Genomic DNA, 15110 nt, shown 5'->3' on the forward strand with positions numbered 1-15110 from the left:
CCCTACTCCAAGTGATTTAGAAAAGTGGAAAGTACGCTGGCGAATACCCTTTTTTCATCGCTTCTACCATTGGCAATAATTTGGGTAATGCGTGACGAAAAAACATTTCATACCCTTGGCATAAATGATTCATCGGACTGCCATCTTCGGTTGTTGCTATTCTGTTTTTAGGACAACCACCTTGGCAGAGTTCAACAAAATCACAACGTCGACAAGTGCTGTTTAACTCATGATATTTGTTGGTGCCAAACGCTATTTGTTTTGGTGAGCTCGCCATAGTCGCAAGCTTATCACTGTTCATGGTGCCCAATTGATGATCTTGATACCCATAATGGTCACAACTGTAAACATTGCCGTCATGCTCAACCATTAATTGCTGCCCACAAGTCGCGCTGTGATGACACATTTGGCTTTGGTAACCCATCAACACCATTAAACAGTTTTCAAAAAACTGGATATACACTTTACCGACATCATTGTCGCTCCATGCATCAAACAAGTCGCAAAGAAATTGCCCCCATTGCTCGCCCTTTAATGACCAGTCGTGCCCTGTTCGCCTGTCCAACTCATGATCGATACAAGGCTGAAACTGCATGTAGCCACTGCCATTTTCAACCAAGAACTGATAGATCGTTTTACCGTGTTTGTAGGTTTTATTATTCACGACCGTTAACGTATTAAAATCAACATTGTGCTTCTTTAGGTAAGATATCCCACGCATTGTGCGTTCAAAAGACGACTCGCCATTTTTGTCGATCCGAGCTATGTCATTCAGAATATTGGGCCCATCGATACTGATACCCATCATAAAATTGTGTGTAGCAAAGAAGCTCGCCCAGCGATCGTTAATCATGGTTCCATTGGTCTGCATCGTATTCACGACGCGCTTTTTCGTCGCTTTGCTTGCCTGTGCTTTCATCGCTGCTTCATAGAAATCGAGCCCTCTTAACATAGGCTCGCCACCATGCCAGATAAAGTCCACTTGCTGATCTTTCATTGGCTGCGCGTCGATATGAGCACCGACAATTTGCTCCATCATGTCCAAAGACATTGACGATCTTTTATCGACATCTTGTCTATTGAGATAATAGCAGTAGCTACAGTCCAGGTTGCACTGAGCTCCTTCTGCTTTAATGAATAAGCTAAAAGGATAAGTAGATGTGTTCATATCGATTCCCGTACTTTTTTGCCAACATATCAACCGAAAATCAATCAAACAATAGCGTCTCACGCACCCTACCTGCACACGTCGTAGAGTCGCTTCACCACCATCAATCAATGTTAATTAAAACAACCACTTGAAGGGTTAAAAGAGACTATTAACATCCTTAATATCGGCTATTACACTCCTTAATCTCACTTGCTCATATGATAAATGCCTAATTCTGTTCCTACGATCTAAGGTGTTCCATGAGAAAGCTGCTCTATAAGAAAAGTGTACTGGCCAGTTTAGTGTGTTCTTTGTCCAGTATTATCGCGATGCCATCCCTTGCCCAACAATCTATTCATCCTGAAGAAGAGCTCGCTTACAATCTAGGTGTTCAAGCATTTATCTATGGTACAGGCCCATTAACCGTGGCAGCGGTTAGGCAAACGACCACATCTGTTGATGCGCCGATGGACAACGCCATGGCACCATTGAATGAGATGGGTAAAACACGCGTTCTATCCGGACCTCAGGATAGAATTGTACCGACCGTCAACAACGATACGCTCTACTCACAAGCTCACTACGATCTGGATTTATCAGGTCCAATGGTGATTGATATTCCTCGCACCGATAACCGCTATTACATTGTTCAGTTATTGGATGCTTACTCGGATTCGATTGAAGATCTGCACGTGAAGAATGTCGGCGACCAAGGATCCAAAGTACTTTTGGTTAACAAAGGATGGGCTGGTGAAGTGCCAGAGGGAATTGATCGCGTAGTAGAATCTCGCACACCTATGGTTTGGTTGATTCAACGAACGGGCGTGTTTGGCGAGCAAGATCTCAATGACGCACTGGTTACTCACGACAAATTCCTCAGCTACCCACTTGATCAACTCGGCGCAGAGCATGACATCGTAGAGCTCAAAGCTTCGACAGGTCGCATCCCACCCATGGCGAGGCCTGAAGGGTTAGAGTGGTATTCGCTAATTGACCGTGAGCTACGTAAAAACCCGATTCCAGAAGATGCTGCCATCGTTGATCAATTCCAACAAATTGGTATTGGAGGATTGACCCCCTTTAACCCGGAAGCGCTATCTTCAGCACAGAAAAAAGGGCTAATGCGCGCGATTGAGTCTTCACAACAGATCATTCAATACGCAGGTCGAAGCATCGGTGATGTCAATAATGGCTGGTCGATGATGTACGAGGGAGGCCGTTACGGAAATGATTATCTAAGCCGAGCGAGCATCAATATGCGTGCGGCTGGTTTGAATGTGCCAGAGCGAGCACTCTACCCAAATAGATACACGGACTCGAATGGCGAGCAGCTGTCGGGAGACAATCAATATCGAATGACCATGCCTGCCGATGCACCCGCTGACGCCTTTTGGTCATTGACTATGTACGATGCTGAAAACTTGTTCATGGTTGAGAACTTCATTCAACGCTACTCCATTTCAACCAATCGTAAGGATGAACTGAAATACGCAGAAGACGGCACCTTGCCAATATGCATTCAATACGCAAAACCAACCGATCCTACGTGTAACTGGCTGCCTGCACCTCAAGATGACTTCTATCTTCACATGCGTCTGTATGAGCCTACTCAAGCCGTTCTAGACAATGAATACCCACTGCCACAAGTTGAAAAACTCTAGCTTCAATTAAGTAGATCAAGTCAATTGCCGCGGCGTTCTTACTATTCGCTCGTGGCAATTCGTTCTATCCCTAAATACATGACTCATACACTGAAAATGAGGTTCTATTCTTGAAAACACCTTTCATCACACTGTCTCTTTTAGTAACAGCGATAGTCAGCTCTCTTGCTCACGCGGGAGGATTAAACCTATCTCAGATTGCGACTACCAAAAGCGTTGGCACAGCAGGCGCAGGAAACGTAACCGCGAACGATGCATCCGCAGTGATCACCAACGCTGCGGGGTTATCGGCCATTGAAGAAAGCGCTTGGATTCTCGGCGTTCAATACCTCGATGTTGAAACCACTTTTGTCCGTGACGATAACTCGGCTTCGACCACAGGAAGCAGCGCGGATGTTCTCCCTCACCTGTCTTACGCATCAAGGCTCAATGACCAATGGGTCGTTGGCGCAGCATTGCACGCAGCTGGCGGCACTGGCGTTAAATACTCACACGGCGTTGGCGCGCACCCTGCTTTATTGATCAAAGAAAATAGCATTTCAGCACTCAACTTAACGTCGTCATTGTCATATCAAGTTAGCGAACAACTGTCTCTTGGTGGTTCTTTGATATTGCAGCACGCAGCACTTGAAACTCAAGCATTGAATGGTCGAGAGCTTCAAGGAGATAGCCTCGACCTAGGGTTCGGCCTGAGTCTCAATCACCACATCAGTGACAACACACAATTGGGTGTCAGTTATCAGGGCCAATTTGATCACGACCTTTCCCTTGATAACGCCAACGCTTTTGGAATTAGCTCCGAACTGACATGGGTTCGAAGCTTAAACTTAGGGTTGAAGCATTCATTAAATGAAGACTTAAACCTTCTACTCAACTCCGACATCGAAACATGGCAAGATTATGATGACAAATACTCAACCACCTATTCTCTTGGGGTTGGTGTGGAATACACATATGAGGATTGGTTGCTGTACAGTGGATTGAGCGGTGACACGAGCCCTGTAAGCAGTCAAAACAGGGATGTGTTACTCCCGCTCGATAAACAGTGGCGTATCGGATTCGGCGCTGAGAAGAAGATATCCAATGACTTACATCTAGGGTTGAGTTACCAATACCAAGATTTAGGTCATGGTGAAATTAATGCTGACTCAGGACTATTTCAGCCTTCTGGCAGCTACTCGACCAACAGAGTTCACTTCATCACTTTATCTCTTCGCCATTAATGCGAACTTTTGATCGTTCCATTCCTAGTTTCTAGCTTCTAGCTTCTAGCTTCTAGCTTCTAGCAAAAAATGGAACGAGAAAAGGATTGGCTAAGACAGCAATCCTTTTGATTCCAGGAATATCATACCGCCAAACAGAAAGGCTCTAACACCCTTTACGCTTATGGCAATTGTCGTTATTGTGATTCTCTACGTCATCATCACAAGGACTGCCTGAGACTTATGAACAGCACGATTGAAACTATTCTGGGGCACCGCTCCATTCGTCAATATACAAATCAACCGATTGAAAAAGCACAACTTGATGTGATTATTCAAGCTGGTCTCGCGGCTTCATCATCCAGTTTACTGCAGGCTGTTTCTATCGTGAGAGTGACAGACACAGAGAAGCGCAAGTTGCTAGCTGAATACGCAGGCAATCAAGCTTACGTTGAGAACGCGGCAGAATTTTTGGTGTTCTGTATCGACTATCAACGCCATGCTCAGATTAACCCTGAAGTAAAAACCGACTTTACCGAGCTGACTCTGATTGGCGCGGTAGATTCTGGCATCATGGCGCAAAACTGCATGCTGGCAGCTGAATCTCTTGGCTTAGGTGGCGTGTACATTGGTGGCTTACGTAACAGAGCGCAACAAGTCGATGAGCTACTGGAACTGCCACAACACACGGCAGTGCTATTTGGTATGTGTTTAGGTCACCCTGCGCAGCAACCTGAGATAAAACCTCGCCTTCCTGCTCACGTAGTAATGCACGAAAACCAATACCAGCCGCTAAGCCTAGATGAAATTGCCAGCTACGATGATTCGATGCAAAGCTACTACGCAAGCCGTTCAAGCAATCAAAAGCAAAGCAGTTGGTCACAGCAGATAACTCAAAAGCTGTCTGGCGAATCTCGACCGCACATTTTGCCTTACTTAAACAGCAAGCAATTGACCAAGCGTTAAGCCGTTAAGCCGTTAAGCCGTTAAGCCGTTAAGCCGTTAAGCCGTTAAGCCGTTAAGAAATTGCAGCAAACCACAGTAAACAGCAGCACAAAAAATGTCAGCGTAAGATACGCTGACATTTTTGTTCATACGGTACTGATTTTGTTACAGGTATTTTTCAATCGGTAATAACTGTAGGAAGCCTGACTGCATTCGTTCCCACTTACCCGTTTCTGGTTCGCTGTCCCAGCTTTGTTCACCTGAATACCAATACACGTCTCCGTCTTCGAGTTCCAAGCGCCAGCTGTTGTCTTCATTCATCGCTTGCTCAATGGTTTCTGCTAGCGTGCCAGCAATGACTTTATTCTCGATGATTAGAACCGACTCAGTATTAAGATACGTTGAACGTAAGTTGAAGTTAAATGATCCAATACTCGCGATGCTTCGGTCAAATACGACTGATTTAGCGTGTAAGCCATAGGCAGTCTCTGGGGCGCATTTAGTCGCGTCTTTAGTCGATTCTTCACATAACTTAGATTCTGGTTTGAGTTCAAACAGATCAATACCATGCTCTAGCATATCGGAACGTCTTCCAGCGTAAGCAGAGTGGTTGCTCACAAGATCATTAGAGGCCATTGAATTGGTCAGAGCCTTTATTTCAACGCTGTTGTTACTCAGAGATTGCCACTCATCAAGTTGGCCATCATCAAACACTAGATAAGCCGACTCAAGCAAGATTTCTTTTTCAGATTTGCTCGCTAAATCCGCAAGTAACACGGCCGTAGCTTTAGGCAAGTTGGTATCATCTGAATCGATAGGTACTGGCGGATCGTAAACAAAGCGAGCATTTACCCAAGTCATTTGACTCAATGCACCTTTCAACAGCTGAGTGCTCGATTTACTGTCTACTGGTAACTTAGGGTAATTTTGATAATGCGGAACGACAATATTATCTATCTTTGAGAGATCAGGTTGTTCGTCATCACCTAACATATCGACAGGGTAAGACCAACGGCTATTCCAGTATTCGATAAAACTCGTTTGGATGGTCGTTACTACAGAGCCCATCACCAACACATCGCGATCTCGGAAATTGATTTCATCAGAGAGATCGAAGTATTCATCGCCAATGTTACGCCCGCCCACTACAGACAAAGTGCCATCTACGGTAAACGACTTGTTATGCATACGGCGATTTAAGCGAGAAAAATCACCCACAAAGCTCAGCCATTTACTGAAACCGCGGCGTGTCGGCGTTGGGTTGAAGATACGAATCTCTACGTTAGGATGCGCATCCAATGCCGACAGTAAACCTTCACGTTCATTGAGGTTAATGTCATCCAGCATCACTCGCACCTTAACACCACGCTCTGCAGCCGCTAACAAACGACTGGCTAAGTAACTGCCCGATACATCAGAATTCCAGATGTAGTATTGAATATCGATGGTGTGTTCAGCCGATTCAACAAGTGCCAATCGCTGAGCCAATGCATCCCAACCAGATTCTTGTAAACGGACAGCAGTGGTTGCTTGCTCTAATGTTTCAGGTTGATATTCACTGGCTAAAACCGATAGAGTGCTAGGTTCAGGAGAGGTTTGCGGTTCAGTTGGGTGGTCGATGCCTTCGGGTAATGAAGAACAGCCGCCCAAAATAGCGACTAAAACTAAGGTTAAACTGATGCGTTGGAGCACAGGCATGTGTCTGACTTCCTTTTCACGGTAACGTCTTTAGAAACTGTCCCGACAGCTTTGCGACTCACAAGCTATTCAGGTCTATTCATTGATTATTACTGCTAAAGCCTGAAATTTATAGGTAATTATCGAGTATAAATGAAACATCAGTGCTCCATCGTGAGCAGCACATCATTACACCACGCCCTGAAACCTTCACCTTTGTTCTGAAATTACCGCGATCTCAACTGTTCGATACCCAAACAGTACAAGCCTAAAGGCTTCCTCACCATCTCGATGGTAATCTCCGTTCTATCTAGATTACAGTTCAGTGCTAGCGCGTAGCCATGCAGATAGCCCACCAGCAAATGAAGGGCGTCTTCCGTTTGTTCGGCTGTTAAATTTAAGGGACTCAACACCGCTTCAAAGCGTTCACTAAACACCTCGACAGGCCCAAGAGACTTCATCGTCAACAGGGTTTCGAGCAACCCACGATAATCATTCAGTACCGACAGATAACTCACAGAGAGCCGAAAAGGGTATCTTGCCAGTCTTGACGGTTACATTGCAGACAAACAAGGTGGCTTAGATTGGCCTTATACCAAACCGGTATATGTCCTGAGTAACACCTGACGGAAGTACCTAAGGAACTGGAAAGTAAAGTGTTTTTAATGAAGGGTGAGCTAGCTCAGACCATTGAGGAACTGAACAACCAAGGCATGAACAATCTGTACATTGATGGTGGCATCACCATTCAAAACTTCATGAAAGAAGACCTGATTGATGAGCTGATCATCTCGACGATTCCTATCGTTCTTGGTGGTGGTTCTCCATTCTTTGGTAACTTAGTTCTCCTCTCGACTTTACACTGAAAGGCGTCACAACTTACCTGAATGAGGTTGTACAAACTCACAACTTACGTAAGCGTTAAACTATTGTTCATATAAAGAGTATGTAACGATCAACACCGAAAACATTGTTCACGCTGCATAACCTTTATAGTTCCTACCAAAACCTCCCCTAAAGTAGTACCCTTTATCGTCTCTCATTCTTAATAGTGTCTGGATCTTATGAAACTTTTAGTCGATCGCACGGGTGAACAATTTTTAGAAATTCTGAAAGAATCGGGAGACAATCTGACGGTTCAATTCATTAGTAATGAAGGCAATCGAAAGGGCAAACCGTTTCAAGATAGCTTGAGTGGCTTGTTCCTCACAGGTTGGAAGCCTCGCACGACGTCAACCGCCATTGGTCTAGAACGCTTTAAACAAGGCAAGCTGCAAGATCCTAAAGTTAGCTTTGCGCTACACCAACTTTATCCGCTCGGCCGAGATGTGAAATTACCGTCTGGTGATATCGCCACAGTCGCAAGTTACGCCAATACTCATAGCGATGGCTACTACATGTTTGTGCGCCTAAACGACGAATTGAAACGCCTGAAGATGACTCCAGAATGGGAGTTATTACCTTCTGTTGTGAGATTAGCTTTACCTTATTACCCAGCCCCAAGAAGCCAGCAAGAACTCGACAACATTGATGACTTTGATGCTTGGGCGGGCGGGTTTTAATATTCGTCCACCTATGCCCTTTAGCCTATAAATCTCAAATTATTATCAAATAATTTTTGATAATAATTCCAATATAGAGCGGTTTATCGTTTGGAATATTCCTACTATTATTTACCCATCGACACAGACTACGGTTCAATAAACATAGACCCTTTCTTTAAGCTAAGAAGCCCTGTGACAAAGAGCAGCACCATTTCGGTGAACTCAATAATATAGGTAACGAACATGACCCAACTGACTATCATCGCAAACATCGTGGCTAATGAAGACAAAATCGAATTGGTTAAAGCAGAACTACTAAAGCTGATTGATATTACCCGTGCGGAAGAGGGTTGCATCAACTACGACCTTCACCAAGACAATGAAAATCCTGCGCATTTCACTTTCTATGAAAATTGGACGTCTCGCGAACTTTGGCAAACGCACATGGGTAATACTCACCTTGCTGAGTACATGGCTGCAACGGAAGGTAGTGTTGCGTCATTCACACTCAATGAGATGACGAAAATCGCTTAAGTGTGAATAAAAGATCACTGCCAGACACCTAAATATATCAAGCCCTACAGTCTTTACTGCGGGGCTTTTTAGTTACTTTTGTTTTACTGTTTTTCTTATACAATGACCTATTATATCCTCTGAAAATAAACTCTGAGCTCATCACTTTATGCTGATCACTGAAGATGATATTTACTATACATCGCATATCCTCGACTTCTTATCTGAAAACGAAGAAGCCTTATCCTTTCGTAAGCATACGATGAAGAAAGGCGATCCTATATTTCAACAAGGGCAAGAGATAAACGACATCATCTTCATTACTGGTGGCGCTATTTCTGTCGCTCGTAGCTCGCGTTACGGTCGTCGATATCAGTTAGGGACATTCAACCACAATGGTTTTCTCGGGCTTATGGAGTTGTTTTCTGGGAAACCCTGCTTCTACGCGGTGAAAGCAGAATCTGATTGTGAAGGGTTCATCATTAATGGGGCAATATTTGCCGAACTTATCTGTCAAACACCTATTCTAGCGGCGCACACTTTCAAGCATCTGACCTCCAAATGGTATTTATCGGTCGAGAGAATGTCGCGTAATATTCTCCACTCCATTACCTACTGTGTGATTGACGACTTGCTGCAGTTCCACAGCATGAATCCAGATAAAGATTACATAGTAAACAAAAGCTTAGAGTGTGAAAGATTAGGTACAAGCCTGCGTGTTTACAATCGAATTTTAAAGCAATTGAATGACAGCGGCGCGATTTCCGTTACACGAAAAAGCATTCGTATCATCAATCTAGAAAAACTCGAAGCGACTCGTTTGAAAGAGTCCGAAAAGCAATAACGCCACTCACACTCGTTTCAGCGCTTTCCACAAACAAAAACGGTGGCACATAGGCCACCGTTATTTCGACTATCGATAATAACTAGCTTGAACGAACTACGGGTTAGTTCCAAAGTTCATGTTTAATGATGTCCTCAGTGGTGAAGTTAGGGTAAGCCATATTCCACATGTTCAACCCCGAGTATTCATCACTGGAGTATTGAGCAAAAAACTCATCCAACGCTTTTGTCATCGTATCTTGAACCGCTTGACGTGGTGGTTCTGCGATATACGCCTCCCCCATTGGATTACTCAAATCATACCAATGGTCGATAGGCTCATTTTTCTTATTGTAGTAACGCACCAACTTCCAATGACCGTTAGTAATCATTCGTGCATTACCACGCTCTGAGAATTGGTACTGGCGCCAATCACGAACGCGCTCACCCTTCATCATAGGTAACAAAGACTTACCCGGGCCGTAGCTCGTATCATAGCCTTTACCATTGCTGGCGAGCTCCATGATGGTGGTATGCAGATCTAAGATATCAACAAATTCACCACGTACTTGCTTCTGACGCACCATGCCTTCAGGGCCTTTAATGATGAAAGGTACACGAATTGTCTCTTCATAGAAGTTGTATGGGAAACTGGCATTGATCTTACCGTATAGACCGTATTGTCCCATTAACAAGCCATGGTCAGAAACAAAGGCGATGACAGTATTGTCCATCAAACCGCGTCCTTCTAAGCCATCAATCAACTGGCCGACTTGCTCGTCCAATAGAGTCACCGCCGCCAAATATTGCGCGAGTTTCTCTTCATGATCAGATGGCACTAAAGTATAAGCACTCATGTGTTCGAGTACTGAGTTACCACCATAAGAGACCACTTTATGTGCGATATCACGGTATTTCTCTACCAAACGCTCTGGTAGACCTTCAAAAGGGAAATGCGGCTCAACATAGTTAAGGCTAACAAAGAAAGGTTTTTCGCTTGGCTCATCAATGAATTTGATCGTCTCTTTGGTTAAGAACTGCGCTTGAATACCTGTGTGTTCTTCATTCTCGCCATCTCGCGAAAACAACACGGTTCCTGAATGTAGGTATTGGTTTTTCCAACCCGCCTCTAACGCGTCGTAACTTAACCAACGGTCAAAGCCACGAATCGGCTCTTTGCTGTCAGTTGTGGCATGCCACTTACCAATTAAAGCAGTACGGTAGCCTTCATCTTGCAAGCGCTCAGACAACAATTTTTCGCCATCCAGCCAATCAGCATCGTACTTAGGATCTTCCGCTAAGAAGTCATAAACACCATGCTGAGAAGGCATTTTACCGGTATGAAAAGAAGCGCGAGCAGCGGAACTTACCGGTGCTGGTGTCATACCATTTTCGAAGCGAACACCAGTCTCAGAAAGGTATTCTAGATTCGGGGTTTCAACATATTGGTTGTGATGGCTTGTGGCCCAATCACCAAGATCGTCGGCCATAATGACCACAATATTCGGTTGTTGGGGTTGTTTGACTTCTTCAGCGATAACACTGCCCGAGCAGGTCATTGCCGCGAGAGTAAACGCTTTTGAAACCGCACTAAGCGGAAATTTTTTCATGTTCGACTCCATGAATATTCAGGGGATGAGTTATTGGGATTCTTTGTTTTGGATGATTTGCATGATGGCAGCAGGAGGATGCCCGGCTTGATAGAGTTTCTTCATAAGATCAATGTAAGGCGCTGAATACGAGAAAAACGTTTTATAGCCATGGCAAAGGTGGTTTTGATTTGGCTTACCCGAAGAGGAGAAAGAAAAACGATGTTTAGGGCAGCCGCCATTGCACACTGCACGATATTCACAACGCAGACAATCTTGAGAAAGCGAATGCTTTTTATCTTGACCAAATTCTTGGTTCGCGCGGCTTTCGTTTATCTCTTTGATGGTAGTGGTATGGATATTCCCAAGCTTAAATTCTGGAAAGACATAATGGTCACAAGCGTAAATATCGCCGTTGTTTTCCATCGCAAAGGCACTGCCACACGTTTCGGAAAACACACACAATTGCGCTGGCTGGCCACATGTCATTGCGAAGGTATTCTCAAACAACTGTACCCACACCTTTCCGACATCTTGGCGTACCCACTCTCTAAAAATTGCGGCCATAAACAAGCCGTAATGTTCTGAACCCACACTCCAATCACACAGAGATACCGCTTCCGACCGCCCAGGATGTAACAGTGTTAAGCCATCTTCTGTTTGCTGCTGTGCTTCGCGTTCAACAAGTGGAATAAACTGCATGTGCTCACTTCCGATTCCTTTAAGGTAGTGATACACCTCTAATGGGGATTTGGCGTTCACATCACTGATAACGGTTAGTGTATTAAACTCAACACCAAAGGATTTGAGCAAATCGATCGCAGCTTCGACTTTGTGATGGGTGGGTTTTCCTGAGCGTGTTTTACGGTAGGCATCATGCAGATGTTGTGGGCCATCAATCGAGATGCCAATTAAGAATTGGTGGGCTTTGAAGAACTGACACCACGATTCATCAAGTAATAAACCATTGGTTTGCAGAGTATTGGTGATGGTTTTACCTAGGCCGAATTTGGCTTGCAGAGCGACGGCTTTTTCAAAAAAGGCCAACCCAAGCAACGTAGGTTCGCCGCCTTGCCAAGCAAAGGTCACTTCATTGGAGGATTGCGCTTCAATATGTTGGATAACATAACGCTCTAGCGTCGCGTCATTCATCTTCCAAGAAGTCGATGAACTGGCAGATTCGGGGTAGAGTTTTTCTTTTTCAAGATAGAAACAGTAGCTGCAATCAATGTTGCATTTAGAACCCGAAGGCTTTGCCATAACATGACAGCCTTGAGGTGAAAAAGTATCAATACCCATCTGCGATTACCTACTCAATTTCGATATGCGCATGCTAAGAATTGATAAGATTCATCAATAGGACAAATGTCCGAAAGCAGTGGTTTTAATTAGCGAAAACCCGTAAACGCTACTGAGATCACATCCTCCTATCGAACCTCAATACAACAATATGTTCACTCTACACATTGATACGAATCCCCGATATCAAACGATTCAAATAACGGTCTGCTCGTGAACTGTTAAAGAGTGTTTAATTCTTACCTACAAGCTCAAACGGGGCTGAATAAAATCGAGAAACGCCGAGATACGCTTGGATACCGATGACGACTTATAGAACACCGCATTCACCAATTCTCTGTCTGTATGATTCAATTTCACGTGTTCCAATACAGGGATCAATCGACCTTCAGAGATATCTTGCTGCACCATAAAGCCCGACAAACACGCAATGCCATTTCCTGCCAACACTAACTGTCTGACGGTTTCACCACTGCTGGCTTTGACGTTGGGCTCAATATAATGGTGATTGGGCAACGGCCATTGATTCAGTACCTTATTATCCGAAAAACCGACCGTAAGGTGACTACTGAGATCGTCTGCCTTCTTTGGAATACCACGCTTTGCCAAATATTCCGGTGAAGCGACCATATACAACAAACTCTTACCCAATGGTCGTGCATGGAGTGTTGAATCGGCCAACTTACCAATCCGTATCGCGACATCGGTGCGCTTTTCTAACAGATCAACAAAGCCTTCGTTTGAGGTTAGCTCGATATCTGGATAAGCTTCATTAAATGATTGAACCAAAGGCACCAACTGATGAAATACGAATGGGCTGGCAGCATCGACCCGTAATCGGCCTTTTGGCAGTTCTCCGCGCGATACGATTTCCTCTTCTGCACTCTGGATCATCTGCAAACCGAGCCGCACTGAATCCACAAACTGTCGTCCTTCTTCGGTTAGCTCAACACGCCTTGTGGTTCGATTAAAGATCGACACACCCAATTGTGATTCAACCTTACTAACTGAGCGAGATACCTTCGCCACCTGCACATCCAACGCCTCTGCCGCCGCTGAAAATCCACCTGCATCAACTACGGTCAACACCATTTCCAAATCATCTGATCGCGTTAGCATAAAGATCCTTATCTATTCTCATCGCGGCTGAAGTTACTAGAGTGCTTAGTTACTAGAGTACTTAGCTAACTGACGTTTATTCGTTAAACATTTAGCGGATCAAGCAACGCACAACCTACCGTTTACCTACCCAATTATTATTGCAGATAACACAAAAGTTATTTGTTAATAGTGGCATTTTTCACAAATATATTTTGCTAGATAATCCTCGCCATCAAACGAAGCGCTCTTATTGCGGCTACAAGCGGCCCCATTTTATCGCGCTCAATACCTAACACTGAATAGTAAGAGAGATGATTATGCCTTTAGCATTACTCGCATTGACGCTCAGCGCCTTTGCCATAGGAACCACAGAATTTGTTATCGTAGGTTTGATTCCTACGATGGCGGCCGACCTGAATGTATCACTGCCATCAGCAGGCCTATTAGTGAGTTTATACGCGCTTGGTGTTGCCATTGGCGCACCAGTATTAACGGCGTTAACCGGAAAATGGAACCGTAAGTTAGTACTGCTAAGCGTGATGGCCTTGTTTGTTGTCGGTAATTTATTAGCGTGGCAGGCTCCAGGCTATAACACGCTGATCGCCGCACGAATTTTGACTGGCCTCGCCCATGGTGTGTTTTTCTCGATTGGTTCAACCATCGCTACTGGGCTGGTCTCAAAAGACAAAGCAGCGAGCGCAATCGCGATCATGTTTACGGGTTTAACTGTTGCATTGGTAACGGGTGTGCCGTTGGGTACTTACATCGGCCAAACATTTGGTTGGCAAGCTACTTTCTTGATCGTTGCTCTGCTTGGCCTTATTGCTCTTATCGGCAGCGCTCTCTTGGTTCCAAATAATCTTAAACAACCACCAGCCGCTAAGATTTCAACACAATTAAAAGTTCTAACTCAGCCACGCTTACTGTTAGTTTACGCTATCACAGCGCTCGGTTATGGCGGCACATTCACAGCCTTTACGTTCCTTGCTCCAATACTGGAAAACGTATCAGGGTTTGATTCAAGCTCAATCAGTCTCATCATGTTGGTTTACGGTGTATCAGTGGCGATAGGTAACATCTGGGGCGGCAAGATGGCCGACAAAATGGGCCCAATCAAAGCGCTCACCGTTATCTTCTCTGGTTTAGCCGCAGTATTGGTAGTGTTCAACTTTACGGCAGTCAACCCATACGCATCAGTTGCTACCATTTTGGTTTGGGGAGCCTTTGCATTCGGCAACGTTCCAGGGCTACAAGTGTATGTAGTGAAACTGGCAGAGAAATACACACCGGACGCAGTCGATGTGGCATCAGGGCTCAACATTGCAGCTTTCAACGTGGGTATTGCATTAGGCTCATGGGGTGGTGGTTTGATTGTCGCGAAATCTGGATTAATGAACACCCCTTGGGTAGGTGCTGTGATTGTCTTAATCGCTCTTGTTTTAACTCGACTCAGTGGTGCTCTGGATAAAAAAGACCAAGAAGCACGCGCCTTTGTCTAAAGCATTTGAATAGCGGATATAAAATAAAAGTGGCGAATAGGGTTTCTATTCGCCACTTTTTTATCTGATTAGTGAGGGACATTCACAGATGACTTAATCACTAATACC

The 15110-nt window shown here is 44.6% G+C and carries 13 protein-coding genes and 1 pseudogene; 8 read left to right on the top strand and 6 right to left on the bottom strand.

Features of this window, described 5'->3' with window-relative positions; genetic code table 11:
- Positions 1-16: 16 nt before the first annotated feature.
- Positions 17-1168 carry an anaerobic sulfatase maturase gene (locus AACW75_RS04570; RefSeq protein ID WP_145569769.1) on the bottom strand — a complete coding sequence of 384 codons (1152 nt, stop codon included), beginning with the start codon at positions 1166-1168 and terminating at the stop codon, positions 17-19.
- A 242-nt stretch (positions 1169-1410) separates the two neighbouring features.
- Between AACW75_RS04570 and AACW75_RS04575 the strand changes: the two genes are divergently transcribed.
- The 3 genes from AACW75_RS04575 (at position 1411) to nfsA (ending at position 4979) form a co-directional block, all read left to right on the top strand.
- Positions 1411-2811, top strand: a complete 1401-nt coding sequence (locus tag AACW75_RS04575; protein ID WP_145569767.1) for a DUF1254 domain-containing protein — start codon at positions 1411-1413, stop codon at positions 2809-2811.
- Between the two features lie 110 nt (positions 2812-2921).
- Positions 2922-4034 carry an OmpP1/FadL family transporter gene (locus AACW75_RS04580; RefSeq protein WP_145569765.1) on the top strand — a complete coding sequence of 371 codons (1113 nt, stop codon included), beginning with the start codon at positions 2922-2924 and terminating at the stop codon, positions 4032-4034.
- Between the two features lie 222 nt (positions 4035-4256).
- Positions 4257-4979, top strand: a complete 723-nt coding sequence (nfsA, locus tag AACW75_RS04585) for an oxygen-insensitive NADPH nitroreductase (protein ID WP_145569763.1) — start codon at positions 4257-4259, stop codon at positions 4977-4979.
- Between the two features lie 144 nt (positions 4980-5123).
- Here nfsA and AACW75_RS04590 read toward each other — a convergent pair whose 3' ends face one another.
- Both AACW75_RS04590 and AACW75_RS04595 read right to left on the bottom strand, forming a co-directional pair.
- Entirely contained in the window at positions 5124-6656 is a 1533-nt protein-coding gene (locus AACW75_RS04590; protein ID WP_145569762.1) for a phospholipase D family protein, read from the bottom strand.
- Between the two features lie 206 nt (positions 6657-6862).
- On the bottom strand, positions 6863-7096 hold the full coding sequence (locus AACW75_RS04595; RefSeq protein ID WP_145569826.1) for a transcriptional regulator: 234 nt from the start codon (positions 7094-7096) through the stop codon (positions 6863-6865).
- Between the two features lie 97 nt (positions 7097-7193).
- Here AACW75_RS04595 and AACW75_RS04600 point away from each other — a divergent pair.
- From AACW75_RS04600 to AACW75_RS04615, 4 genes and pseudogenes are all read left to right on the top strand, one after another.
- Positions 7194-7560, top strand: a pseudogene (locus AACW75_RS04600) (dihydrofolate reductase family protein).
- 139 nt (positions 7561-7699) lie between these two features.
- A complete protein-coding gene (locus AACW75_RS04605; RefSeq protein ID WP_145569760.1) occupies positions 7700-8197 on the top strand; it encodes a hypothetical protein in 498 nt (165 codons plus the stop codon).
- Between the two features lie 225 nt (positions 8198-8422).
- Positions 8423-8713: a putative quinol monooxygenase gene (locus AACW75_RS04610; RefSeq protein ID WP_029224858.1), complete on the top strand. Its 291-nt coding sequence runs from the start codon at positions 8423-8425 to the stop codon at positions 8711-8713.
- A 148-nt stretch (positions 8714-8861) separates the two neighbouring features.
- Entirely contained in the window at positions 8862-9536 is a 675-nt protein-coding gene (locus AACW75_RS04615; RefSeq protein WP_054545924.1) for a Crp/Fnr family transcriptional regulator, read from the top strand.
- 103 nt (positions 9537-9639) lie between these two features.
- Here the strand turns inward: AACW75_RS04615 and AACW75_RS04620 are convergent, their stop codons facing one another.
- The 3 genes from AACW75_RS04620 to AACW75_RS04630 all read right to left on the bottom strand — a co-directional run bounded on the left by AACW75_RS04620 (position 9640) and on the right by AACW75_RS04630 (position 13521).
- Entirely contained in the window at positions 9640-11124 is a 1485-nt protein-coding gene (locus tag AACW75_RS04620) for a sulfatase family protein (RefSeq protein ID WP_145569758.1), read from the bottom strand.
- 30 nt (positions 11125-11154) lie between these two features.
- Complete coding sequence (locus AACW75_RS04625) at positions 11155-12363, bottom strand: anaerobic sulfatase maturase (RefSeq protein ID WP_237297614.1); 1209 nt, start codon at positions 12361-12363, stop codon at positions 11155-11157.
- A 282-nt stretch (positions 12364-12645) separates the two neighbouring features.
- Positions 12646-13521, bottom strand: coding sequence for a LysR family transcriptional regulator (locus tag AACW75_RS04630; protein WP_145569756.1), 876 nt, complete (start codon positions 13519-13521; stop codon positions 12646-12648).
- Between the two features lie 299 nt (positions 13522-13820).
- Between AACW75_RS04630 and AACW75_RS04635 the strand changes: the two genes are divergently transcribed.
- The gene (locus AACW75_RS04635) at positions 13821-15002 is read left to right on the top strand and encodes an MFS transporter (RefSeq protein ID WP_135454261.1); all 1182 of its coding nucleotides are present in this window, start codon (positions 13821-13823) and stop codon (positions 15000-15002) included.
- Positions 15003-15110: the final 108 nt, after the last annotated feature.

The organism is Vibrio sp. L3-7 (assembly GCF_963898195.1).
GTDB lineage: Bacteria > Pseudomonadota > Gammaproteobacteria > Enterobacterales > Vibrionaceae > Vibrio > Vibrio echinoideorum.

Excerpts from the sequence above, each read along its gene's own strand:
- AACW75_RS04570 (WP_145569769.1), bottom strand. The coding sequence starts at position 1,168 with ATGAACACATCTACTTATCCTTTTAGCTTATTCATTAAAGCAGAAGGA.
- AACW75_RS04605 (WP_145569760.1), top strand. The coding sequence starts at position 7,700 with ATGAAACTTTTAGTCGATCGCACGGGTGAACAATTTTTAGAAATTCTG.
- AACW75_RS04615 (WP_054545924.1), top strand. The coding sequence starts at position 8,862 with ATGCTGATCACTGAAGATGATATTTACTATACATCGCATATCCTCGAC.
- AACW75_RS04590 (WP_145569762.1), bottom strand. The coding sequence starts at position 6,656 with ATGCCTGTGCTCCAACGCATCAGTTTAACCTTAGTTTTAGTCGCTATT.
- AACW75_RS04620 (WP_145569758.1), bottom strand. The coding sequence starts at position 11,124 with ATGAAAAAATTTCCGCTTAGTGCGGTTTCAAAAGCGTTTACTCTCGCG.
- AACW75_RS04575 (WP_145569767.1), top strand. The coding sequence starts at position 1,411 with ATGAGAAAGCTGCTCTATAAGAAAAGTGTACTGGCCAGTTTAGTGTGT.
- AACW75_RS04635 (WP_135454261.1), top strand. The coding sequence starts at position 13,821 with ATGCCTTTAGCATTACTCGCATTGACGCTCAGCGCCTTTGCCATAGGA.
- nfsA (WP_145569763.1), top strand. The coding sequence starts at position 4,257 with ATGAACAGCACGATTGAAACTATTCTGGGGCACCGCTCCATTCGTCAA.
- AACW75_RS04625 (WP_237297614.1), bottom strand. The coding sequence starts at position 12,363 with ATGGCAAAGCCTTCGGGTTCTAAATGCAACATTGATTGCAGCTACTGT.
- AACW75_RS04595 (WP_145569826.1), bottom strand. The coding sequence starts at position 7,096 with ATGAAGTCTCTTGGGCCTGTCGAGGTGTTTAGTGAACGCTTTGAAGCG.
- AACW75_RS04630 (WP_145569756.1), bottom strand. The coding sequence starts at position 13,521 with ATGCTAACGCGATCAGATGATTTGGAAATGGTGTTGACCGTAGTTGAT.
- AACW75_RS04610 (WP_029224858.1), top strand. The coding sequence starts at position 8,423 with ATGACCCAACTGACTATCATCGCAAACATCGTGGCTAATGAAGACAAA.